The organism is Shewanella sp. 10B (assembly GCF_023475885.1).
Classification (GTDB): Bacteria; Pseudomonadota; Gammaproteobacteria; order Enterobacterales; family Shewanellaceae; genus Shewanella; species Shewanella mangrovisoli.
This window is the reverse complement of the sequence record NZ_JAMDJO010000001.1, coordinates 1706693-1730984: the sequence shown is the minus strand read 5'-3', so window position 1 is coordinate 1730984 and position 24292 is coordinate 1706693. Positions and strand designations below refer to the sequence as shown.

At 47.7% G+C, this 24292-nt stretch carries 20 protein-coding genes, 3 tRNA genes and 1 rRNA gene; 15 read left to right on the top strand and 9 right to left on the bottom strand.

All coding sequences use genetic code 11. From position 1 onward, the window contains the following. Positions 1 to 47 precede the first annotated feature (47 nt). Positions 48 to 163, top strand: a 5S ribosomal RNA gene (gene rrf, locus M0415_RS07435). Positions 164 to 438: 275 nt separating this feature from the next. Here the strand turns inward: rrf and M0415_RS07430 are convergent. Further along, a complete protein-coding gene (locus tag M0415_RS07430) occupies positions 439 to 1143 on the bottom strand; it encodes a DUF2057 domain-containing protein (RefSeq protein ID WP_088211441.1) in 705 nt (234 codons plus the stop codon). A gap of 237 nt (positions 1144 to 1380) precedes the next feature. Further along, entirely contained in the window at positions 1381 to 3438 is a 2058-nt protein-coding gene (locus M0415_RS07425; RefSeq protein WP_088211440.1) for a bifunctional 2',3'-cyclic-nucleotide 2'-phosphodiesterase/3'-nucleotidase, read from the bottom strand. 691 nt (positions 3439 to 4129) lie between these two features. Between M0415_RS07425 and M0415_RS07420 the strand changes: the two genes are divergently transcribed. The 11 genes from M0415_RS07420 to M0415_RS07370 all read left to right on the top strand — a co-directional run bounded on the left by M0415_RS07420 (position 4130) and on the right by M0415_RS07370 (position 16301). Continuing rightward, entirely contained in the window at positions 4130 to 6277 is a 2148-nt protein-coding gene (locus tag M0415_RS07420) for a M3 family metallopeptidase (RefSeq protein ID WP_088211439.1), read from the top strand. A gap of 225 nt (positions 6278 to 6502) precedes the next feature. Further along, entirely contained in the window at positions 6503 to 7126 is a 624-nt protein-coding gene (locus M0415_RS07415) for a 2OG-Fe(II) oxygenase (protein ID WP_088211438.1), read from the top strand. Between the two features lie 427 nt (positions 7127 to 7553). Further along, complete coding sequence (locus M0415_RS07410) at positions 7554 to 8156, top strand: GNAT family N-acetyltransferase (protein WP_088211437.1); 603 nt, start codon at positions 7554 to 7556, stop codon at positions 8154 to 8156. 82 nt (positions 8157 to 8238) lie between these two features. Then, the gene (locus tag M0415_RS07405; RefSeq protein ID WP_088211436.1) at positions 8239 to 8703 is read left to right on the top strand and encodes a GNAT family N-acetyltransferase; all 465 of its coding nucleotides are present in this window, start codon (positions 8239 to 8241) and stop codon (positions 8701 to 8703) included. 34 nt (positions 8704 to 8737) lie between these two features. Then, on the top strand, positions 8738 to 9133 hold the full coding sequence (locus M0415_RS07400; protein WP_011625878.1) for a hypothetical protein: 396 nt from the start codon (positions 8738 to 8740) through the stop codon (positions 9131 to 9133). Between the two features lie 167 nt (positions 9134 to 9300). Continuing rightward, the gene (locus tag M0415_RS07395; RefSeq protein WP_088211435.1) at positions 9301 to 9696 is read left to right on the top strand and encodes a hypothetical protein; all 396 of its coding nucleotides are present in this window, start codon (positions 9301 to 9303) and stop codon (positions 9694 to 9696) included. Between the two features lie 224 nt (positions 9697 to 9920). Continuing rightward, positions 9921 to 10985 (top strand): DUF2157 domain-containing protein, encoded by a 1065-nt coding sequence (locus tag M0415_RS07390; RefSeq protein WP_088211434.1) that lies wholly within the window; start codon positions 9921 to 9923, stop codon positions 10983 to 10985. Further along, on the top strand, positions 10978 to 12090 hold the full coding sequence (locus M0415_RS07385; protein ID WP_088211433.1) for a DUF4401 domain-containing protein: 1113 nt from the start codon (positions 10978 to 10980) through the stop codon (positions 12088 to 12090). Before M0415_RS07390 ends, M0415_RS07385 begins: the two co-directional genes overlap by 8 nt. Then, on the top strand, positions 12090 to 12605 hold the full coding sequence (locus M0415_RS07380; protein WP_088211461.1) for a GDYXXLXY domain-containing protein: 516 nt from the start codon (positions 12090 to 12092) through the stop codon (positions 12603 to 12605). The genes M0415_RS07385 and M0415_RS07380 overlap by 1 nt, the downstream gene beginning before the upstream one ends. A 239-nt stretch (positions 12606 to 12844) precedes the next feature. Then, positions 12845 to 15691: an ExeM/NucH family extracellular endonuclease gene (locus M0415_RS07375; RefSeq protein ID WP_088211432.1), complete on the top strand. Its 2847-nt coding sequence runs from the start codon at positions 12845 to 12847 to the stop codon at positions 15689 to 15691. Between the two features lie 181 nt (positions 15692 to 15872). Then, a complete protein-coding gene (locus tag M0415_RS07370) occupies positions 15873 to 16301 on the top strand; it encodes a DUF6678 family protein (protein ID WP_088211431.1) in 429 nt (142 codons plus the stop codon). Positions 16302 to 16359: 58 nt separating this feature from the next. Here the strand turns inward: M0415_RS07370 and atcC are convergent, their stop codons facing one another. The 7 genes from atcC to M0415_RS07335 form a co-directional block, all read right to left on the bottom strand. After that, positions 16360 to 17256, bottom strand: coding sequence for a cold adaptation protein AtcC (gene atcC, locus M0415_RS07365; protein ID WP_011716640.1), 897 nt, complete (start codon positions 17254 to 17256; stop codon positions 16360 to 16362). A 10-nt stretch (positions 17257 to 17266) separates the two neighbouring features. Further along, positions 17267 to 18025 carry a cold adaptation protein AtcB gene (atcB, locus tag M0415_RS07360; protein ID WP_088211430.1) on the bottom strand — a complete coding sequence of 253 codons (759 nt, stop codon included), beginning with the start codon at positions 18023 to 18025 and terminating at the stop codon, positions 17267 to 17269. Continuing rightward, positions 18025 to 18555, bottom strand: a complete 531-nt coding sequence (gene atcA, locus M0415_RS07355; RefSeq protein WP_176399906.1) for a cold adaptation protein AtcA — start codon at positions 18553 to 18555, stop codon at positions 18025 to 18027. Before atcA ends, atcB begins: the two co-directional genes overlap by 1 nt. A gap of 141 nt (positions 18556 to 18696) precedes the next feature. After that, positions 18697 to 18981, bottom strand: coding sequence for a cold adaptation protein ActJcold adaptation protein ActJ (gene atcJ, locus M0415_RS07350; RefSeq protein ID WP_011622321.1), 285 nt, complete (start codon positions 18979 to 18981; stop codon positions 18697 to 18699). Positions 18982 to 19410: 429 nt separating this feature from the next. Beyond that, positions 19411 to 19487: transfer RNA gene (locus M0415_RS07345), tRNA-Met, on the bottom strand. A gap of 33 nt (positions 19488 to 19520) precedes the next feature. Then, positions 19521 to 19597, bottom strand: a tRNA-Met gene (locus M0415_RS07340). A gap of 62 nt (positions 19598 to 19659) precedes the next feature. Continuing rightward, positions 19660 to 19736: transfer RNA gene (locus M0415_RS07335), tRNA-Met, on the bottom strand. A gap of 257 nt (positions 19737 to 19993) precedes the next feature. Here M0415_RS07335 and rlmKL point away from each other — a divergent pair. From rlmKL to M0415_RS07320, 3 genes are read left to right on the top strand one after another with little or no spacing between them, the layout of a single operon-like run. Next, positions 19994 to 22135, top strand: coding sequence for a bifunctional 23S rRNA (guanine(2069)-N(7))-methyltransferase RlmK/23S rRNA (guanine(2445)-N(2))-methyltransferase RlmL (gene rlmKL, locus M0415_RS07330; RefSeq protein ID WP_088211429.1), 2142 nt, complete (start codon positions 19994 to 19996; stop codon positions 22133 to 22135). Then, positions 22128 to 22367 carry a glutaredoxin family protein gene (locus tag M0415_RS07325; RefSeq protein WP_088211428.1) on the top strand — a complete coding sequence of 80 codons (240 nt, stop codon included), beginning with the start codon at positions 22128 to 22130 and terminating at the stop codon, positions 22365 to 22367. The genes rlmKL and M0415_RS07325 overlap by 8 nt, the downstream gene beginning before the upstream one ends. A 1-nt stretch (position 22368) precedes the next feature. Next, entirely contained in the window at positions 22369 to 24291 is a 1923-nt protein-coding gene (locus tag M0415_RS07320; protein WP_088211427.1) for an ABC transporter ATP-binding protein, read from the top strand. Position 24292: the final 1 nt, after the last annotated feature.

Genomic DNA, 24292 nt, shown 5'->3' with positions numbered 1-24292 from the left:
TCATTTACTGCCTGCGACAATAAGACAGGTAGTGAATAACAAATTTGCTTGGTGACAATAGCATTGTGGTCCCACCTGATCCCATCCCGAACTCAGAAGTGAAACGCAATCACGCCGATGGTAGTGTGGGGTCTCCCCATGTGAGAGTAGGTCATCGCCAAGCGCCTAATTTGATTTCACTTTTAAAAGTGAAGATAAACAGTCTCGTGAAGAGAGCAGAAAGCTAGCTGAATAAGCTGGCTTTTTTGTTTATGGCGTTTGCAATTTTTACCTCTTACTCCCTTTATATATTCCCACTTCACTCACTGTTTAGCTTGGTTTATCCCTAGCAATTTAGGCAAATAATATCAGGCCAATAAAAAGAGCAACCTAGGCTGCTCTATTCTGTATTGGATAGGTGTCTTGCTCGCTTGTTACTGCCAAAACTAACGAATACGCTTATTGCTCGTTAATTTTGGCCTTGAATTTTGCTTTGGTGGTGTCATCGGCGAGGTGATACCAATAATCCAGCATATGGCTGATTTCAGCTTGGGTCGGCGAGTCAGGTGCTGTGCCTTGTGTTACTGCAGCAGCACTGGCGGTTACGGCTGTTGATGGCGCAGAAGTGGCGGCTTGCAGAGTTGGTGCAGTCGTTGTTGCTGATACTTGAGGCTGGTTTTGCACTGCGGCAAGCGTTATCGATGCGGGATGTTGGCCTTGATTGTATTGAAAGATTTCCTGCTCGAAGTTTCGGCCTATCTGAAGCCCGTTTTTCACTAATCTGTCTTGATCAAAACTAACCGCTTGATTGTGCTGATCTAAAAGCGTGAGTGACGGTGACTCATCGAACTGCTTTGCAGCTTTTGCCGAGTCGATATTAGGCAGTTTGAGTTGTAATGCTTGGTCAGTTTCATTAAAGCGGATGATCAGTACGTCCGATTGATAGCGTACCGAATTAGCCTGTTTGCGATACTGGGCATTGTAGCGAAACGCGATTTGGTTCAATCCATCGCTCAGCGTGACTGGTGAGGTGCTTAATGGCTTTTGTCCATTCACGGTTAACAGCTCGACATCACTTGGCAGCTGCAGGATAACTTCGGCACAAACGGGTTGCAGGCTGGCAAGCAGTATGGCGGATGCGCACAGGATAGCAGAGGATTTCATAGGCTTTCTCTTGGTTGATATCACGCACTAATGATAAGTGAGATGGCCGTTAACACAAAGTGGAGAGCTAAGTTGATGGTCACAAAGAACACACAAAGGATGCATAAAGCGCGATACATTCATTGATATTTGGCTGCGATGTAGAATAAAGAAAAGGCTCACAGGGAGCCTTTTCTTGCCTAAGTACGAGACTGAGTTAAGCCTGACTTTGGCTTAACCTAAGCGCAATAACGCAAATTACTTCGCTTTATCTTGGCTTAGATTGATGCGGTACACGGCGAAACCGAGTTCATCTTTACTAATCTTGGTCATTTCGCGCTGTTTATTCGCTTCGATAAAGGCAGCGGCTTTGTCGCTATCTTGGGTTTGGAAGCGAATATCTAACGCAACATTGGTGCTGATGGTTTTGAAATCCCAGTTGTAGTCAGCACTTGGGTTGACCATGCCTTCATACTTGCCTGTGGTTTCGTTGTACTGAGATTGTGCCGTGATATAGGCCGCTAAGGCTTCACGGTTAGTATCTGGCAGTTCGAGTACCACATGATCACTGCCGGTACCGGCGAACTTGCCACCAAAGGCGCGGTAGTTATTTGAGGCCACGATAAATTCTTTGGCCGCAAACTCTTCGCCAGTGAAGACTTTACCGTTGGCATCTGTGTAGCTTAAATCGACAATACGGTTAGCATTGGCATTGACGACGGCGCAGTCGCGGTCGAACTTGCTCGGTTGAGTCACATCAATTTGGTAGGTCAAGCCATCGAGCACGTCGAAGTTGTAGGTTGGGTGACCATCCCAGTTGATTAACTCCTGCGGCGTGGTTTTGGTTGGATCGATTTGATTGAATTGGTTAGCCGAACACTCCAGCCAATCTTTCAGTTCAGCCCCCGTTGCTTTAACCGCCACCATAGTGTTGGGGTAGAGGTAAAGGTCGGCGGCGTTTTTAAAGGTCAATGCGCCTTTATCGACTTGTACATATTGGTCTGCATCGCTGGTCGTTCCGTGGCGACCACCGGCTTTGAATGGCGCAGAGGCCGATAAGACGGGCAGATCTTTTAACGCCTCAGGGAGTTTGGCTTTGACGTTAGCAATTTGCGCGTCAGAAACGATTTGTACGGTTGGATCGTCCTGCACTAAGGTCAAGAAGCTGTACATATCGGCGGCAGCAACCCCAATCGGCTCGTCCACGAAGGCGAGTGTACCCTGGTGCTCGGCGGCGACAGCATCATGGATAGCTGCATCGGCTTCGACTAACGGTGTTTTGGTCGCGCCATCATAGATAGGACGTGCCTTAGTGGTGGCACTGAGTACAGACCACTTACCGTCTTTACGCTCGAGTTTAAAGTCGACCACACCTAAGTTATCACCCCAGCGTCCAGGCATGACGGCTGGCACACCATTTAACAGACCCTTAGTCACGTCTGTATTAGGTAAGTCGGCGTATTTGGCATCGGGGAAAATAGAGTGGCTGTGACCAAAGAGGATGGCATTAATACCGTCAACATAGGTCAAGGCATAGGTTGCGTTCTCTGCCATAGGATCGCCAGGATTTTCGGTCGAACCAATACCAGAGTGGGGGATTGCGATAATCAAATCCGCGCCTTTCGCTTTCATTTCAGGCACATATTTCTTGGCGGTCGCAACAATATCTTCAACCGTTACTTTGCCCGTGAGATTTTGTTTATCCCACAATAAGATTTGTGGTGGCACAAAACCAATATAACCAATCTTAATGGTTTGGTTATTTCCTTCGCTATCGACGATTTGTTTTTCTTTAATGATATAAGGGGTGAATAAATGCTCACCTTTTTTCACATCATTCCAGCAGCCATTATCGTCGGCACAATAGACGTTGGCATTAATATAAGGGAATTCTGCACCATGAAGTGATTTATTTAAAAAATCTAAACCATAGTTAAATTCGTGGTTACCGATATTTCCTACTTCGTAATCTAATAGGTTCATTGCTTTATAGGCGGGGTGAACATCGCCCATTTGTAGGCCGACTTTAGCCATATAGTCACCCATAGGACTACCTTGAAGCAGGTCGCCGTTATCTACGAGTACACTGTTTTTGGCCTCTTTACGGGCGGCATGGATAAGGCTAGCGGTACGAGCTAGACCGATTGTCGGATCTTCTTTACCGCTGTAGTAGTTGAAATCCATGATATTTGTGTGCAGATCCGTGGTTTCTAATACACGTAAATCCGCTTGAACGATTTGCTCATCATCCGAGCCACAGGCGCTTACGCCTAAGGCGGCAGTGATCATCACTGCGAGTAGTTTTTTATTTAACATCGTTTTCTCTATTTATATTTATTTGACCCTAATACATGTTCTTTTGAGAACATGCCCATCATCCTGTTAATTCATGACGAAAGAACCGTTCGGTAATCGCGTCATTGAGTTAACGGACGGGGATTATAAAGAGATTTGATGATCTGAATGTGACATTAATTGGATAAAAGCTGTTTCAAATTGTGACTAGGCGCTTGATTGATTAATTTGTGCACCATGGCTGCGGTATTTTTATTCATCGGCTGGTTAATTCGATGTTGCCAGCAGTTTATTAAGAATAATTAATATTTGTTAGCTGATTGAATTTCGCCTGCGCTTATATTCGATGAATCTTTGAGATAATGTTGCCGATTTTTATGAGGTGTTTTTGCCTAAGCTTTTATTTATAAAATAAATTCTACCAGTTAAAAACTTGATTGTTTGTACGCCTTACCTATGACCGCTCGTCGCTCAATCGCAGACAAAAGCCCCTTGTTGCCGTCGTTTGACGGCCGTCACACATAAAGAGATACAAATTCCCCTCGATCCTAGGCTTTGAAAACTTGGCCGAAGCTCGCTTAACTTGCTAAGGTTGTGCGTCGAAAACGGACGCCCAAAGCATGCGTCAGTTGGAAGAGAAGCCAAAATCCGTTACTCGCACCTTTCACTTAAAAAATATAAAGACAGGGCAGTAACACTCTAGGGAGTTCCTATGCGTAAGTCTGTTATTACTACTGCCGTGGCCGCGGCATTGTTATTGGGCGCTTGCTCAGAAAAACCGGCAGCAAATACTGAGGCCGCCAATGCGGTTGCGACACAAGCCGCTGCATCGACTCAAGCGAATGCGACCAATGTGTTATTGAGTAAGAGTCCACTGCAGGATCAAGCTCCGCAGTTTAATCTGATAAAGAGTTCGGATTATGCCCCCGCGTTTGCGCAGGGGATAAAAGAACATGAGGCTGAAATCGCAGCGATTATCGCCAATAAACAGGCGCCGACCTTCGAGAATACGATTTTAGCCATGGAAACCTCGGGTGAGTTGTTAACTCGAGTGTCACGCACCTTCTTCAATCTGGCGGGGTTAATCTCCGACGATGATTTTCAAAAAAACGAGGCGGATTTAGCGCCTAAGTTGTCGGCTCACCGCGATAATATTTACTTAGATCCAAGTTTATTTGCCCGTGTCGAAACCGTGTATCAACAACGTGCTGGGTTAAATGCCGAAGATAAGCGCCTAGTCGAGTTTTATTACGAGCAGTTTGTACGTGCAGGAGCCAAATTATCCGATGCCGATAAAGCGAAAATGCGCGACTTTAACGCTGAGTTAGCGACCCTTGCGACTGAGTTTTCCCAAAACAGCTTAAAGTCATTTAAAGACGATGTGATTGTTGTGACCGATAAAGCACAACTGGACGGTTTATCTGACAGCGAAATCGCCACCTTAGCGGCCGCAGCACAGGCGGCGGGTAAAACGGGTTACCTGATCACCTTAGTGAATACGACGCGTCAGCCTATCTTAGCCAGTTTAAATAACCGCGAACTGCGCCAAAAAGTCTGGGAAACCTCAGCTCACCGCGCCGTTGCCAGCAATGGCCCTTTAATCGTGAAGATGGCGCAGCTGCGCGCTAAGAAAGCCAATTTACTCGGCTTTGATACTTGGGCAGCCTATGCCGTGGCCGACCAAATGGCTAAAACGCCAACTGCCGTGTATGAAATTTTAGATGACTTGGCACCTAAGGCGTTGGCTCACGCTAAGGCCGATGCGGCGGATATCCAAGCTGAAATCAAAAAGGCCGGCGGTAATTTTGAATTACAACCTTGGGATTGGGCTTATTACGCCGAGAAAGTGCGTCAGCAAAAGTACGCCCTCGATGAAAGCAGCATCAAACCCTACTTTGAATTTAACTCTGTGCTGAAGGATGGCTTGTTCTTCGCGATGCACAAACTCTACGGCATCAGCGTTAAACCACGCACCGATTTACCGGTATGGAATAGCGATGTCCTCGCCTTTGAGGTTTTCGATAAAGACAACAGCTCTATTGGTCTGTTCTATCTTGACCCTTATGCCCGTGAAGGTAAGGGCGGCGGCGCATGGATGGATGAGTTTGTCACTCAAAGCGGCCTACTAGGCACTAAGCCTGTGGTGTATAACGCACTGAATATCCCGAAACCTGCTAACGGTCCAACCTTGATGACCTTCGATGAAGTGACCACTATGTTCCATGAATTTGGTCATGCGGTGCATGGTTTATTCTCTAAGGTGAAATACCCGAGTGTGGCGGGTACCTCTACGGCACGTGACTTTGTGGAGTTTCCGTCTCAAGTTAACGAAGATTGGAACATTGACCCCGCAGTCATTGCCAATTATGCCAAGCACTATCAAACCGGTGAGCCTATTCCTAAAGCCCTACTCGATAAAATCTTAGCCTCGAATAAATTTGGTCAAGGTTTTGATACTGTTGAGTATTTAGCGGCTGCATTACTGGATATGGAATGGCACTCGATTGGTGCCGACACCCAAATCAAGGACGTGGAACAGTTTGAGCATCAAGTGTTAGCCAAACACGGCCTCGATTTCGCGCCAATTCCACCGCGTTATAAGTCGAGCTATTTTAGCCATGCCTTCTCGGGTGGCTATTCTGCCGGTTATTACGCTTACCTGTGGACGGAAGTGTTTGCCGCCGATGCCTTTGCTTATATGGGTCAACATGGTGGTTTAAAAGCCGAAAACGGCGATAAGTTCCGTGATGCGGTATTGTCTAAAGGTAACAGCGAAGATCTGATGCAGGATTACATCCACTTTACCGGTCAAAAACCCACGACCGACGCCTTATTAAACCGCCGTGGTTTAGTCGATTAAACGATTCATTGTAAAAAGGGCCAAAGGCTTGGTAGGGCAACCTATCAAGCCTTTTTTTACGCTATTGTTTTTCGATAATCTTTACTCTAAAATCCCGCCAAATTTGACTGTGGGATAGCTTCTTTATCCCGTATCGACGCCCCTCGAAAATCAGGCTCAGTTTTCCCTCCTTTGAGCCCTTGAGTACAGCTAAAGCGTAGCCTCTTATTATTGGATGTAGCATTAATGGTTTCGCAATTAAGTGAAGCAGTGCTGGATGTGATCGCTGACGCCTTGGTAGACAAAGGCTATATTTTTTTACCTGAGTTAATTCCTCACCCCATTAGCCAAGTATTATTGGAAAAAATCCAAGCAACAGAAATACATGAGCTCAAAGCGGCTTCGATTGGACGTGGTGCAGAGCAGCAACTCAACCCCGATATTCGCCGCGATAGGATCCAGTGGCTGGAGGAGCAGAGCGAGCCAGATAGCCTCTATTTAGACTTGATGACGCAGTTAAAGGATGGCCTAAATCGTCGATTATTTATGGGATTATTCGACTACGAAAGCCATTATGCTGTGTATCAACCCGGCGCTTTTTATAAGAAGCATGTGGACGCGCTAAAAGGCAGTCAAAACCGTATCTTAACCACAGTATTTTTCTTAAATCCCGATTGGACGCCAGTAGATTGCGGCGAGCTGATTATTTACGATGAAGCCGATAATGAGATTGAACGCATCGCGCCTAAAATGGGGCATTTTGTGATTTTCTTAAGCGAACGTTTCCCCCATGAGGTCAGTAAAACCTTAGCCCAGCGCAACAGTATTGCCGGCTGGTTTAGGGTGAGTAATAGCGTGCATGGGTTTTAATCTTAGGCAGTTTTGACTTGAGATAGCCAAAGGCTAATTGCGACGTAAAAGCGCAGTGTTTCTAAGTAAACACTGCGCTTTTTTGATCTTAATGGGGGTGTTTTATCCACTACCGCCAAATCGATGTCTAAGTCGTGCGCTTTGCTAGTTTGCACTAACGCTAGGCTAAAAGGGGAGTCATGACTATTTGAACTTTTTAGAGCCCTGCGTTATTTAGCTGCATCAGAACGACTACAACATCTGCCTAATCCAATTCATCAACATGTCATTTTCGACGGCGAAGCTTAAGGAAATCTTAGCGCCTGCACCTAGAATGAAATTATCAAATCACATTGAAAATAGAGGTTTTTTTATTTTAGATTAATGTTAGGCTAGTAAAAAATGTGCGCAAGGACACACTTTTTAGTCAGCTAATGGAGGCGATACTGTGGGCGAACGCGATCTTTTAGGTTGTTTAACGGGCGAACATGTCGTGCTGGAACCCCTCTCTTTATCCCATGTTGCCGCCTTGAGTTTAGCGGTGGCGGATGGCGAGTTGTGGCGTTTATGGTTTACCAGCGTGCCAGAGCCAAGTGAGATGAAAGCCTATGTGAGTAAAGCCTTAGATGAGAAAGCGCGCGGCGAGAGTTTCCCGTTTGCGGTGCGCGACCGTCTCTCCGGTGAGATTGTCGGCTGCACCCGTATCTGCCACTGGGAGAGCGAGCATCGCCATTTGGAGATTGGTTACACTTGGTACGCCAAGCGCGCCCAGCGCACGGGGATCAATACCGAATCCAAGTTATTACTACTGACCTTTGCCTTCGAAACCCTCGATGCCATTGCCGTCGAGTTTCGTACCCATTGGCATAATCAAGCATCTCGCCAAGCCATTGCCCGCCTCGGCGCTAAGCAAGATGGCGTGCTGCGCAACAATAAGATCCTCAAGGATGGCACGATCCGCGATACCGTGGTGTATTCGATTATCGATTCCGAATGGGCCACAGTGAAACACAACTTAGCATTTCGCTTACAGCAACGACCGGTAGAGTAAGGCGAATTGAGGCTTCAAATGGCGGCATTCATTCGCTATTTGGAGTCGCAACACGCACGTAGATTTGAGGTAGGAAAGGCCGATGGCAAACATTATTTCTCGCGCTGACGTATCCCATAGTCATGAGGTTGCCCTGTTATTTAATGAGTATCGGCAGTTTTACGGCTGTAAGGATGATGTTTTTGCGGCGGAGCAGTTTATTCGTGCGCGTTTGCAGGATGCCTCGTCCGTGGTGTTTATCGCGCGCTCTCCCGAGGGTATGGGATTGGGTTTTGTGCAGTTGTATCCCAGTTATTCATCGCTGCGTTTGGCGCCGATTTTTATCCTAAACGATGTGTTTGTCACCCAGCATGCGCGTTGCGTCGGTATCGGTCGGGGGTTGGTGCAACAGGCGACTGAGTATGCCAAAGCCCAGGGCGCTCGCGCCTTAGTGCTCGAGACCCAAAAGGAGAATGTCCGCGCGCAGGGATTGTATGAGGCCTTAGGCTTTGTGCGGGATCAGAAATTTTTAACTTACGAGCTTGAGATCCACTCATTGCTTAAGTAGTTTATGCTTAATTGCTAATAAAAAGGACAACAAGATGTTTAAAGCGTTTGCCGTTGCCGGCTTAATGTTAACTGTGAGCCATAGCGTAGTTGCCGATGAGGCAGAAAAGGCCTTTAGTAAAGAAGCCATTGAATGTGCTGCTTATTATCAAATCAGTTCAGAGGCCATTGGCGCCATGAATGCTCCGCAAATGCAGGCTGTGGGTGAGCGTTTAAAAACCTCTAAGGTCGAGGCTGAGAATCTGGCGAAGAAGTATCAGTCAGAAGCCGAAGTCACCCAAGCGGTGGCCGACGCTAAAGCGCGCCAGATCCAGAGCTTAGGCGGCTCAAGTAACTTAGGGGCGCTGATGGGCAAATATAAAGAAGAATGTAAAAACCTGTTAGCCGATCCGCAAAAGCGCCTCGATTACTGGACCATGGCCACCATGTAAGTATTGCGTGTGATAAACAAAGGAGCCTAAGGCTCCTTTGTTTTATTATCTAAAGAATGATTTTTTGAATTAGCGTTAAGCACCTGCAATAGAGTTGAGCTTTGGCGGGTCTTACTCCCTAGATAAGCAAGGGCCTGATGGCCGCGAATAAGGGCGAGAGATAACCAATGATCAGTTTGGCGATAGCAACAATCCTGAGCGCAGGTGTGTGCGTTTACCACTTAGTGGAGGGGAAACAAAAGCGGCTGCCGAAGCTGATGAATGCGCCTTTGTCTGAGCCAGATAAACAGTGGTTTAGCGCGCTATTCTATTGCCAATCGGTATTCTATTTATCCACTACCGCCGTGTTTTTGGTGTGCGCCCTCAAACTCCTTCCTGAAATGTATGGCTACAGCTTATTGCTGTTTTTGGGGCTTAATTACGGTATGTATGCGATTTGGCTTTTTTACGTGGCCTTATTATCCCCACCCCAAGCCAGCCTACGTCTACGTTTGCAATCCTTAGTGTTTCTATTGATAGCCTTGCTTGCTGTGCTGAGTCCACTGCAGTTACAAGCACTTTAGTTCGATTAACCATTTTACCCTTCAAAAGACGTGCTTTTATCCCTTTGGTTGATTTATGGATAAGGCTGAAGATTCACTTATCTATTTGCTCTATTGATCAATACAATAGGGACTATCTTTGGCAATTTACTTGGCTGGTTTGTTGCGCACCTAGTTGTAGCACTTAGTGATAGCATCTGGTGAAGTTGCGCTGTCACGTCAGGTAATAATAGGGAGATTTCAGATTGCGCTATCTTACCTCGCACGTCTATGAATGGCTGGAACAGGGACATATCACGCCAACCGAGGCAAATGAACTGTATCGACAGTTATCCGTACCACCCAACGCCGCCAGTTGGCGCAGCTTATTAGCACAGCTTTTACAATGGTCGGGGGCGTTAAGCTTTGCCTGCGGAGTGATTTTCTTTTTTGCCTATAACTGGCAGTCCCTCGAGCGAATGAGCAAGTTTGCGCTGATTGAAGCGGCGCTATTAATTAGCCTTGTCAGCTTTGTCTGGCTGTATTATCGCAGTGCGGCGAAGCGGCTCGTTGATCCTTCTCATTCTTTATTTGGAGCAACTCTTGCCAATGCTGCGCTGCTGGTGGTGAGCCTGTTGGTGGGAGGATTGTTAGCCCTGGTCGGGCAAACTTATCAAACCGGCGCCGATCCTTGGCAATTGTTCGCCATTTGGGCGCTTGCGATTCTGCCCTTCGCGTGGGTGGCAGGCTTTGACGGTCTATGGTTACTGCTGGTGGGGCTAGTCAATTTAAGCCTTGGGCTGTATGTCGATACGACTTCACTCTGGCTAGATGAACAGTTGTGGTTATGTCTCTTTGTGGTACTTAATCTGACTATCTACTACGGCTTTGTATTTCTCAGCAGTAGTAGCAGACGTTGGCATGCGCCATTTGTAGAGTATGCGAGTTCACTGACGGCCATGGGCTGTTTTACCTTACTGGTCTGTTGGATGATTTTTGAGCCGAGCGACACTAAGCCGCTGCTTGTCGGTGTGTGGGTTGGCTACGTTGGCCATCTATTGTTTGGATTCTGGTGGTTCAGGCACAAACGATTGCAGGTTTATCCCTTGGCGTTGGGTGGCTTTAGCTTGATTACCGTTGGCGCGGCACTATTCACCGAACTGTTGTTTCGCGATAGCGATCCCATTGGCGGCTTTTTGTTGATTGGGCTTTACATCATTTTAGCGAGCACTGGCTTAAGTGCGGTGTTAAGACGACTGCATCGGCAAGCTAAAGCGGGAATCTCGCCTACGCAGACACCCAGCGAGAATGAGGGGCTAAGCCATGAATAAGCACCCGAATGAGCTCCAGAATGAGTCGGCGCAATCTCTGTGGGAGAGTTTGTATACCAAGGGCGCAGTGAATTCCCCTGAGTTGCCTGAATCCCAAGACATGCCTTGGTATATCGCCTTGATGCAAGCCGGTGCAGCCTGGATAGCAGCTTGGTTTTTATTAGGTTTTATGGTGTCACTTTTCGATAGTTTGTGGGGGCGATTCGAAGGGGGCGCGGCACTCTTTATCGGTGGCAGCTATTTAGGCTTAGGGCTTGCCTTATATTGGGGCGGGCGCCAACAGCACTTTTTGCAGCAGTTTGCCTTTGCCTCCTGCTTAAGCGGCTCGCTTGCCTTGGCTTGGGGGCTGTTTGATTTACTCGGCGGAGCCTTCAATCTGGCTTGGTATCTGAGCATGGCTGCATTGTTTTTACTGCTTTGGGGGATTATCAAGCACACTGTGGCCCAGTGGGTATTTGCATTTGGCTGTAGTGTCTGTGTCACCGGCCTGTTGGCCGAGTGGCATCTCTTATCGTTAACGCCGACGCTGTGGCTATTGCTATCGAGTATTGTGCTACTCAATCTTCACCGCACTGGGCACCACTATCAAAGGGCGAGAATGTGGATTTTTGCCACGAGTGCAAATCTGCTCACCATTCAACTTATGCATGTGTTTAGTCTGGATAGGGAGTTTTCGCAGTTGTATGCCGTGGGGTGGCAGTCGGGGATAACCGCGATTCATTTACTGGTCGTGTTTGCCATCTGCAGCTTTTTGCTCCTGAGTCTGTGTAAGCAATGGCAGATCCCATTCACCCATCCTGCCATATTGTTCGCGCTTTTAGGGTTAGTGCTTATTAGTGCACTGTCTTTGCCAATGCAGGGCTTATCAACGGCTGTGCTACTGATATTGTTAGGGCACTACGGGCACGAGGTGTGGCTTAAGGGGATGGGGATTGCCTCTGGGCTGGTGTTTGCGGCGGGCTATTATTATTCCCTAGAGACGACCTTGATGCTTAAATCTCTGTATTTGATGGGATTAGGCGGAGTGCTTATTATCGCGAGATTGCTGATGTGGCGCTATTTTCCCATCAAACAAGTGCTGGTCGCAGCAAAGGAGCAAGCATGATGAATCAAGCGACCTTAGCATTAAGCCGTTTTCATAAGCGCGCCATAGTCTTAGTGGTGTTTACCGCTGCGGCACTGCTGATAAGCATCAACTGGCGAATCGCTCAGTTTGAGCAGTTATTACAGGATGGCCAAGTGGTACGTTTTGCCTTAGCGCCAGTGGATCCTCGCTCGATTATGCAGGGGGATTACATGGCCTTGGAGTATGCTATTGCACAGGAGGTGCGCGCCGCGTTGCCCGAGGGGATGACGCAGGGACAACTGCTGTTGACGCTCGACTCGCAAAAGGTGGCGCACTTTGTCGGTATTTACCGTGATCAACCCAAAACGGCTGAGCAACTCACGGTAGATTTTCGTCTGCGCAATCATAGAGTAAAACTCGCCTCAAATAGTTTTTTCTTTGAAGAGGGCCAAGCCGACCACTTCAGCCAAGCAAAGTATGGCGAGTTTAGAGTTAGCGATAAGGGAGAATTGTTGTTAGTCAGCCTACTCGATGCGCAGTTGCAGCCGCTATAACGGGCTACTCTGATGATCTTTAACAAGATGGTGAGCCATGCCCGCCATCTTCGCTATTTTTCCTAGTCCAATCCGCTAAATCGCCGCCTAAATATCCATCTTAAGTTGCAACTTGCGTGCAACTAATTTGTAACCTTGATTCCCTATAGTATCGTCAGTTTTCGAGGCTAAGCGCTTCGTGAAATCGTAAGTCTTTAACTTCAATACCAATATAAAAAATATACTTATTAGGGGTCATTATGTTTAATAACAAAACGCTGTTGGCATTAGCCATCAGTGGCGCGTGTGGATTTGCTCATGCAGCCGATAATCTGATTATTACTGAATATGTTGAAGGCAGCAGCAACAACAAAGCCATTGAGTTATACAACCCAACCGCCAGCAGCATCGATTTAAGCCAGTATCAATTACGCTTCTATTTTAATGGCAGCACAACGGTGGGCACGACTATCGCCCTGACCGGCACCTTAGCCGCAGGGGCGACTCATGTGGTTGCTGATAATGATGCATCGGCCGATATTCTGGCGGTGACAAATCAACAAAGCAGCGCGAGTTTTTTCAATGGTGATGATGCCATTGTGCTGACCTATCAAGATCAAGTGATTGATAGCTTAGGTCAAGTGGGCGTCGATCCCGGCAGTGAGTGGGGCAGTGGTGATTTATCGACGCAGGACAATACCCTGCGCCGCAATCCTGATCAACTAATCGCCGATCCCATTATTGATGATGCAGTCACCTTTAATACATGGTTAGGTTTTGCCAAAGACGATATCTCGGATCTGGGTAAGTTCAGCGCGGGCACACCAACCGATCCTGTTGAGCCGCCACCGAGTTCATTAGCCTGTGGTGAAGCCTCAACGCCTATCCATGCCCTGCAAGGTTCGACCAATGTCAGTCCGTTAAACGGACAAACCTTAGTGGTAGAAGCCATTGTGGTGAGTAATCAAGAAGCTGGCCTCAAGGGCATCTTCGTGCAAATGGCCGACAACGAAGCCGATAACGATCCACAAACCTCGGAAGGGGTGTTTGTTTATACCGGTAATGCGCCTACGGGTTACGTGGTTGGCGACCGTATACGCTTAAAGGCTAAAGTCACTGAATATCAAGGCTTAACGGAACTGACTACCGTTGCCGATCATAAGCTGTGTGCCGCAGGGCAGACCCTGCCGACAGCCGCCGTGGTGACCTTACCTGTGAATTCGAGCGATGACTTTGAACCCTTTGAAGGCATGCGCGTCCGCTTTAGCCAAGACCTGGTGGTGAACGAAGTCTACAACTTGGGCCGCTATGGTGAAATTTCACTCGGTAGCAGCCGTCACTTTATTGGGACGCAAGTGGCCGCGCCAGGCACAGATGCCTTAGCCGTCACTGCTGCCAATCTCAAAGACAGTATTTTACTCGACGATGGCTTAACGGCGCAGAACCCTGATCCTGTGATTTTCCCGGCGCCAGGTTTAAGCGCTTCAAACACTGTGCGTGTGGGCGATAAAGCAACGAGTCTGACGGGCGTTATGCACTATGGCTTTAATCTTTATCGCATTATGCCGACTGAGCCAGTTAATTTTGTGGCAGAAAACCCTCGTCCACAATCGCCAGTGCTTGCCGAAGGCGGCAACCTGAAAGTCGCTAGCTTTAACGTACTGAACTACTTTAATGGCGATGGACAGGGCAGCGGTTTCCCTACTGCGCGCGGTGCCAATACCCTGAGTGAGTTTGAGCGTCAAAAAGCGAAGATTGTCAGCGCCATGGTAGGGATCAGTGCCGATGTGTTTGGTCTGATGGAAATCGAGAACGATGGCTTTGGCGCTAACTCGGCGATTGCCGATCTCGTGGCGGGCCTCAATGCCGCCGTGGGTGAAAATCGCTATGCCTATGTTATTCCAAAGGTCAATGGCAACAACTTAAGTGCGATCGGTACGGATGCGATTACCGTCGGTCTCATCTATCGCAGCGACAAAGTGAGCCCTCAGGGTGATGCGCGTATTTTATCGAGTGCTAACTCTCCCTTGAATGACGCCGCGCAGCCACTGTTCGACGACAGCAAAAACCGCCCTATGTTGACTCAAGCCTTCGTGCTAAACGGCAGTGAGGAGAGTGTAGTCGTTGCGGTTAATCACTTGAAATCTAAGGGCAGTGAGTGTGCAGGCGATCCAGATATGAACGATGGTCAAGGTAACTGCAATATTACCCGTACCCGCGCAGCAACGGCGGCGGGGCAGTGGATTGCCGCGCAGTATCCAGAGCAAGGCGTACTGCTGATTGGCGACTTAAACTCCTACGCTAAGGAAGATCCGCTAAGCGCATTGGCTAACGCTGGCTTTAGCGAGTTGTTTGCAAAACTCGAAAAAGCCAATCCTTATTCCTATGTATTCTCGGGTGAATCTGGGCAGTTAGACCATGCACTGGCCAATGCCGCGTTAGTGGATAAAGTCCTAGATGTGACCGAGTGGCATATCAATACCGACGAGCCACGCGTGTTAGATTACAACGAAGAGTTTAAGACGGCTGCGCAGCTGCAAGACCTTTATGCCAGTGATGCTTATCGCTCATCGGATCATGATCCTGTGGTGATTTCACTCCTGCTTGAAGCGGAAAACGTGGCTCCTGAAGCCAGCTTTACTCAGCTTGTGAATGGTGCGAGTGTGCAATTGACTTCAACTTCCATTGATAGCGACGGCCAAATTGTCTCTACTCAGTGGGACTTTGGCGATAATAGCCAAGCCATGGGCGAGTCGGTATCCCACACCTATGCGCAAACTGGTGATTATCTAGTGACGTTAACCGTGACCGATAATGACGGTTTAAGCCATAGCAGCTCACATATGGTGTCTGTGGTGGTTGAGAATGTGAAAAAGCCACCCGTTGCACAAATTCAGCACATCAATTTATGGTTAGTCGATATGTTTATTTCGACCAGCTATGACACTGACGGTGTGATCAAACAGCATAAATGGAAGTTTGATAACGGTAGCCGTGCAAGTGGTCCTGTTGTGTTTCGCCAAGCACGCCGCGGGCTGCATACGGTCGAGTTAACCGTGAAAGACAATGATAAATTAACGGATACCACGTCACTGACCTTCCGTTAAGCCTTAGCCTCTTTCTTTAAATATCAAAAGCCTGCATTGCAGGCTTTTTTACGTTTATTCGCTTACTTTAATTCACAATCGCGTGCTTGAAATTCAAGCTAAGTCGCTGTAAGTACATCCTCGCTTAAGCTAAGATGACGCTACTTATGGATTTTTACTCACAGGGAGCACACTCATCGCAATGAATGCAGACACCTTGGCGTACCTCAATCAGCACCAATTAACCTCGGTGATGAATCTGACTAAATGGCGTCAGCTTGAGCAGGCGCTCCATGAAAAACCGGATTTTGTGCCCCATGTGCGTTATAAACTGCTGGAAGATGAAGGGCCAAACCCTGGTTTTACGCCAGTGTGGTGGGACGAGTTACTCGCAATTTGCGAGAGGATTGAATGGCTTGAGATTGATCCGCTCAAAAGAGAACACCGCGGCAGATTACTGCCGGAAAAAACCACGGATTTCACTGATTATATCGAGGCGCAACTGCACAAGTATCGGCTCCCCTACAGCAAAGAAGCGCAAGGGATCAGGATTTGGGGCTATCTTCGCCCCGATGCGGCTATGCCGGTATTTTGTATTGCAGCTGGTGGCGAGACGATAAAGGAAGCGTAAGCAACTTCAGATGGTAGATAAAAAGCGGGGCGCTAATTGATTAGCGCCCCGCTAAGGATTAAAGCACGATATAAAGTGGCCAGCCGAGTAGACCGACGAGTCCTTCTTTATGCTCGAATCTTTCTAAACGCTCAGGGGAGGCGTCGCTAAGCAGCAATTCGCGGTAGCTTTTCGCGAAATTCAATGTACGCAGCAATGCTGGCGCAAAGTTTTTACCCAAATCTTTACCGATGGTCTCGGCCAGTTCCGCTGGGAGTTCCGCCAAGGCTTTTTGGGTTTGCTGCTCGATATACTCGAGGCTAAACCATTCGTCCTGCAAGCTGATTTTGGCAATGCGCTTTTTCAGATCTTGTCTGACTTTGGCATTATCAAACAACATCCGATACAACACGGCTTCGGCCAATACGCTCTCCAGATTTAAGAAATCTAAAGGATCATAGCTGGTTTGGGCATAAAACTGCGCCATTAGCGCCGCAATCGATTGCTGACGTTGGTGCTCGGCCAATGCATCTTGGTAGGCCTCATAGCCCAGCCACTCTTCGGCATCTGGCGGTGTAGAGACTTGTTCCAGCAGGAATTTATCCACATCACCATAGAGCGACTTACCATTCACCAGCTTATGTTTGCTGACGACGCTGAGCATGCTCCAACCCTTTTGGAAGCATTTGACCACGCCATCGGCGGTGAGCAATAAACGCACCGCTTGCTGTTGGTCCTGATCAGACAGTTCCATTAATCCGAGACTGACGACGCCAATCACATCGTGCGCCGCCTGTTCCAGTAAGTGCATCTTGTACTTGTTGTAGAACTTATCCGCCAATTTGAGGCTCATCAAAATGGCTTTAGATTTGATTTGTGCGAGCTGCTCACCGCTAAGGGTGTCGTCTGCTTGGCCTTTGGCCAACACCTTGCTCAGGTATGGGCCTTGGTCTAAATCACGCAGTACCAGTTGCATCTAAGGATCCTTAATCTAAAAAGCTAAACATATCATCCACTTCTGCGTATTCGTCCGTGACTTGGTTTTTCTCTTTCGCTTGGATAACCAGTTCATTGACGAACTTGTTAATGATTATTTCCCAGCCAGAGCTTTCGTTACGCAGCAGGTTTTTAATGGCTTTTTCTACATCGGGTGCCAGCTCATGGATTAACGCCATCAGACTACGTGGGTCATCTAGGCTTAAGCTATGGGCTTCTTCACTGTCGACACGACTGTCATAACCGACGGTGTCGGTATCTTCTTCATCGTCGTAATAATCGTTGAAGTGGTCTTCATCGTCGTGGCGCTCACCCAACATCATCTCGATAAAGGGGATAGACAGATAGAAGAGGCCGGCGGGATCTTCGGCAATACATTCTAAAATAGCGGTTTGTTTTTCTTCGCTGTCTTGGATGCGAATTAAATAGGTCAAAAAATCAAAGGTATGCTGAATGAGCTCTTCGGCATTGTTCTTGATTTTTTCTTCCCAATACAAAGGTTGCTGACAGACGATGTCGCGAATTTGCTCTGGGGTCATCAGCTCCGACATAATTGACGGGCAGGAGATATCGTGGTGACTGTTGATTTGCGTCAGGGTCACAATATCCATTTTTTCAATGACTTCAACTAATTGCTCATCGTTCATTGTGGTGGCGATGAGTTCGAAACGTTTACTGGCCTGTTTTGGCTCGACATCGGCGAGCTCTTTAATCTCGGCAACGGTTATTTCAATGAGACTAGTGTTCATTAGCGGTCCTCATCATCGTAGTGATCGTAGTAGCCATCTTCCTCTTCGCCGTCATCATCGTCATCGGAATAATCGGCGTAATCACTGTCTTCGTCTTCAAAATCATCGTCAGCGCTGCGTTTAGGCGCAGGTGCACTTTTGCCTTGGTTTTCCAGTAAATAGAGTACGGCGCAGCTTTCAATCAATAAATCTTCTGAATAGGCGCGCACCGCCTGCACTAATGGGACATCGGCATTGTTAAAGCCGATAGTGACCTTGAACTCATCCCACTCGGGCTGCGTTGCGGTGTTTATCCAGTGAGCCCACTTGAGCTTGGCATCACTTGGAAATTTGACTCGGCCATAGAGTGCTACAGGCAGGTACTCGGGCACCGACTCGAGCATTTTAGGATCGGCCTGTAATACTTTTTTGATTTGACTGGTAAATTGTTCCAGTGCCTTGGGCGTATCAGGGTCATCATAGGACTCGATATTGTCGTAGGCATTGGTCTTAAGCTCATTAATGCGTGAGATATTCAGTTTTTTGGCCATGGGCATGTCTCGAAATAAAAAGCTATCAAACAAACAGCTTCTCAAAATAAACCGTGTTGCAATAAAAGGTCCAAATTAAGGGGCTTGGCAAATTAAGCTCATTAATTTGGCACTCCCAGTGTTGCACTGGAAATAACCCGCTTAAGGGTAAAATTGATCCCACAATTCGCGCATCGCGCCATTGGGATCGGTCACGATCACATTGTTGAAGTCTCGGATAAACGCATTTCTAAGCTTGGGATCTGATAGCACTTCATAAGCTTTTTTAACGCGCTCAAGTTGCTGCGATGCTTGCTCTTTTTCTTCATCAGAGGCACCTAACAACTTATCGGGATGGTATTTGTTTGAGAGCCGGCGATAGGCTTTTTTAATGTCGTCTTCTTTGGCGCTAGGTTTGATACCGAGCACACTAAAGTGGTTAATCATATTTGTACCTGCAGGCGATGGGTTGGTATCGCAAGATAAAAGCTAAGTGCTGATTATCTGTCAATTTGTGGAATTATGATTAGTCAGCGATGGATCATAGCAGAAATGCGTATTGGGCGGCAAACGACTCTGTTGGCATTTATGACTGAAATCGTGGCATTTATTAGGCTTGATGAAAATCGCCGGCGCTTTTGGAAATGAGATATATAAAGCCGAACAGGGGCAGGGGAAAAGATAAGTAAACTGAGTGAGTTGACGGCTAGCAACTTGTGCTGGATTTAAACCAGCCACTTCGTCTGTTGCTTATAGATAGTAGAGCCCGACGAGCGAGTCGTTACCATTGGCTGAAACGAATCAGAGACACAAGATGTGAATTTTAGGCACAAAAAAACCAGCTTAATGCTGGCCTAATGATATTAAGTTGATAATTGGTTGCGGGAGCTGGATTTGAACCAACGACCTTCGGGTTATGAGCCCGACGAGCTACCAAGCTGCTCCATCCCGCGTCCGATTATTACTTTTATTTGTTATCCATCAATTGGTTGCGGGAGCTGGATTTGAACCAACGACCTTCGGGTTATGAGCCCGACGAGCTACCAAGCTGCTCCATCCCGCGTCCGATATTGAGGATTTACAAGATTAGATATCCTTTTGAATATCATCACCTTGGCTTTAAATTGGTTGCGGGAGCTGGATTTGAACCAACGACCTTCGGGTTATGAGCCCGACGAGCTACCAAGCTGCTCCATCCCGCGTCCGTCTCTAAAGCGGGGCGAACTATAACGGCAGTGCTGTGGCATTGCAAGGAGGAATTTCAAAAAAATGAACGAGTGCTTAATTATGAATCGTAATGGGGGAATTTCGGACAATCTGGGCAATATGGCCCGCTTATCTGTCGTAAAGAGAGTGGTAACTGCCTGACTAAATCGAGTTTCGGCTAATAACTGTTTATCTTTTATGTCGCTTCACAGGTATAATGTCGCTTTGATTTTGACTGCGTATTGATTATCCCATGCTTAATTTTTTTGCTGCCGCCCCTAAGGGCTTTGAATATAGCTTAGCCCAAGAACTGACAGAATTTGGTGCGACTGAGATTAAAGAGAGTGTTGCCGGTGTCTATTTTACCGCGCCGCTTGCCTTAGCCTACCGTATTACCCTGTGGACGCGTTTGGCCAGCCGTATCGTACTGGTGATCTATAAGGGCCCCTGTGAGTCGGCGGAGCAATTATATAACGCAGCTTATTGTATTGATTGGTCTGCTCATTTCTCAAATCGCAACACCTTTAGTATCGATTTTCACGGCACTGGCGGTTTTATCAACAACACCCAGTTTGGTGCGTTAAAGATTAAAGATGCGATTGTTGACCGTTTCCGTGATGACGGTGACGCCCGTCCAAATGTCGCCCGTATCGATGCCGACATTAAAATCGACGCCCATTTCCGTAATGGGGTGATCACCATTGCGATGAACTTCTCGGGACCTTCTTTGCATCAACGCGGTTATCGCTCTACGACCGGCGAAGCCCCGTTAAAAGAAAACCTCGCCGCCAACATGTTGGTACGCAGTGGTTGGAAAGCCGCGCCAACCACTTTACTCGATCCTTTCTGCGGCAGTGGTACTGTACTGATTGAGGCTGCATTAATGGCTGCCGATATTGCTCCCGGGTTGCAGCGCAGCCGTTTTGGTTTTGAGCATTGGCGCCGTCATGATAAAGCCACATGGCATGAAATTTTAGAAGAGGCCAAGGCGCGCGCTTCTTTAGGCGTAAAGCGTTGTGACGTGAAGTTCTACGGCTCGGATATCGATTCGCGTTTAGTGGCACTGGCAAAACGCAATGCGCAAAACGCCGGTGTACTTGATTTGATTGACTTTAAGGTTGCTAATGCGCTGAATGTCGAGCCGCCCGCTGGTGAAGGTTACATGATTACTAACCCTCCCTACGGTGAGCGTTTAGGCAGTGTCTCTGAGCTATTGCAGCTGTATTACCAATTAGGCGACAAGTTTAAGAAAGAGTTTGGCGGCTGGAAAGTGGCTATGCTCTGTAGCGATATCGAGCTGATTTCGGCACTGAAACTCAAAGCCGATAAGCAGATGAAGATGTTTAACGGCGCGCTAGAGTGTGCCTTTAACCTGTATACCTTGCACGCGCAAAGCACTCGCCGTGATACGCCCGTATTGCCGGAAGGGGTGGACATTGCCGATATCGCGCCAGCATTTGCTAACCGTATTAAGAAAAACGCCAAGCAATTAGAAAAGTGGGCGAAAAAAGAAGGTATCGACAGCTACCGTTTATATGATGCCGATATTCCCGAATATAACGTAGCGGTCGACCGTTACTTAGATCATATCGTGGTGCAGGAATATATGGCGCCGGCCAGCATTCCTGAGGCCGTGACAAAACGTCGTTTAAGCGATGTGCTCTTGGCGCTGCCTGCTGCGATTGGTGTCGACCCGCACAAGATCACTATGAAGACCCGTGAACGTCAAAAGGGTACCAATCAGTATCAAAAGCTTGATGAGCGTAAGCTTGAGCTTATCACCACCGAATATGGCGCTAAGTTTAAGCTGAACCTGACGGGCTATTTGGATACAGGCTTGTTCCTCGATCACAGATTAACCCGCCGCTTAGTGGGACAAAAATCGAAAGGATGCCGGGTATTGAACCTGTTCTCTTACACGGGTTCTGCCTCTGTGCATGCCGCATTAGGCGGTGCTAAGTCGGTCACGACGGTCGATATGTCAAACACTTATCTGGCGTGGGCGAAGGAAAACTTTGCGCTTAATGACCTTCATGGTAAGCAGTATGAGTTTGTGCAGGCCGATTGTTTGCAATGGATCCGCGATAGTGCGCTCGATAAATCCGTGCAGTACGACTTGATTTTTATCGATCCGCCGACCTTCTCTAACTCCAAGCGCATGGAAGATTCCTTCGATGTACAACGTGACCATGTGAATTTACTGGGCATGCTCATCAAGCTGTTAACTCCAAATGGGGAAATAGTGTTCTCCAACAACAAACGCAAGTTTAAGATGGACACCGAAACCTTGGCCAAGATGAAAATCAAGGTGGAAAACATCGATGATCTGACCTTGCCTATGGATTACAAGCGCAATCCCCATATCCATAATACTTGGTTAATCACCCATGCATAATTTACTGCAAGCGGGTTACATTCTATACCACACCGAAGGCTGTCACCTATGTGAACAGGCTGCGGCATTGCTTAATGCCGCCGAGGTGCCTTTTACGGCCATCGATATTTGCGATGATGAAGCCTTAGCTGAACGTTATGGCGTGTGTATTCCCGTGGTGAAGGCCGCGGATGAGCGTTGCCTCTTTTGGCCCTTTGACGCTACCCAATTACAAGAATTTTTAGGAGCTTAGTTTGAGTCTGGTTCGTATCAATAATGGCTCGTTAGCCTATGGTTATACTCCGCTGCTGCAAAATGCCGATTTTACCATTGAGCGCGGCGAGCGAGTGTGTATTGTTGGCCGCAACGGTGCGGGTAAGTCGAGTCTATTGAAGATTTTATCCGGCGACGTGCTGGTCGATGAAGGGGAATTCAACATCGATGGCAGCGTGACAGTCAGCCGTTTGCAGCAAGATCCACCAAAGGCGGAGCAGGGCTCGGTTTACTCTTATATTGCTGCGGGTTTAAAGGAAGTCGGTGAAGCGTTAGAGCAATACCATCAACTGTCCCACGATGTAGCTTATGCCGAACCTGAGCTGATGGAGCGCATGCTTAATCAAATGCAAAAGCTGCAGGAGACTTTAGATCATCACAATGGCTGGCAGCTTGACTCGCGCATCAAACAAAATTGTGAGTTATTAGGCCTCGATCCCGATAAATCCTTAAGTGAATTATCCGGTGGTTGGCAGCGTAAAGTGGCGCTTGCCCGCGCCCTCGTCAGTGAGCCGGATTTATTGCTGCTCGATGAACCGACTAACCATTTAGATATCGATACCATTGAATGGCTGGAGAAATTCCTGCTGGATTTCCAAGGCGCTATCGTGTTTATCAGCCACGACAGGGGCTTTATTGCCCGCATGGCCACCCGCATCGTCGATTTAGACCGCGGCGTGGTGACTTCATGGCCTGGCAATTACCAAGCTTACCTCGATGGTAAGCAGGAATGGTTAAGGGTTGAAGCCGAGAAAAACGCCTTATTCGATAAGCGCTTAGCCGAAGAAGAAGTCTGGATCCGCCAAGGGGTTAAGGCCCGTCGTACCCGTAACGAAGGCCGCGTGCGTGCACTCAAGGCGCTGCGTCAAGAACGTAGCGAGCGCTTGAATCGTCAGGGCAGTGCCAAGATGGCGGTGGCCGATACCGAGCGTTCGGGTAAGTTAGTCTTCGATGTAAAGGACTTAAACTACAATCTGCCCGATAAAAATCTGGTTAAAAACTTTAATACCACAGTACTTCGAGGCGATCGTATTGCGCTTATCGGCCCGAACGGTTGTGGCAAATCAACCCTTATTAAGCTGTTGATTGAGAAGTTACAACCTCAATCGGGTGAGGTGAAAGTCGGCACTAAGTTAGAGATTGCCTATTTTGACCAATACCGTGAGGCGTTGGATCCTGAGCAAACCGTTGAAGACAACGTGGGTGAGGGGAAAAAGACTATCACCATTAATGGTCAAGACCGTCATATCTTAAGTTATCTGCAGGATTTCCTATTTTCGCCGATGCGCGCCCGTACGCCAGTAAAGGCATTATCGGGTGGTGAGAAAAATCGATTACTGCTGGCTAAGTTACTAATTCGTCCTGCTAACCTGATTATCCTCGACGAACCGACAAACGATCTTGATATTGAGACCCTAGAATTGCTAGAGTCGCTGCTGACTGAATATCAAGGCACACTGTTGCTTGTGAGCCATGATAGGGCCTTTATCGATAACACTGTCACCAGCAGCTGGTGGTATGCGGGTAATGGGCATTGGAGCGAGTATGTTGGTGGTTATCAAGACGCAATTGACCAAGGGGCAAAGTTTTATTCAGAGGAACCTAGTCAGCCAAACACGGTCGAAGCTCCTGCGACAGTAAAAACCGCTGAGGTGAAAGTGGCCGAGCCCGCCAAAGCCGCGAAAAAACTGTCCTATAAGTTACAGCGTGAATTAGAGGCCATGCCTGAGTTGATGGAAACATTAGAGGCAGAAATCCTCGAATTGCAAACCACAGTGGCAAGCCCAGATTTTTATAGTCAAACACAGGATAAAATCAATTCGGTATTGAACCTGTTGGCGGATAAAGAAAAGCAATTGGAAGTTTGCTTCGAGCGATGGGAAGAGCTTGAGTCACTGAAGTAAA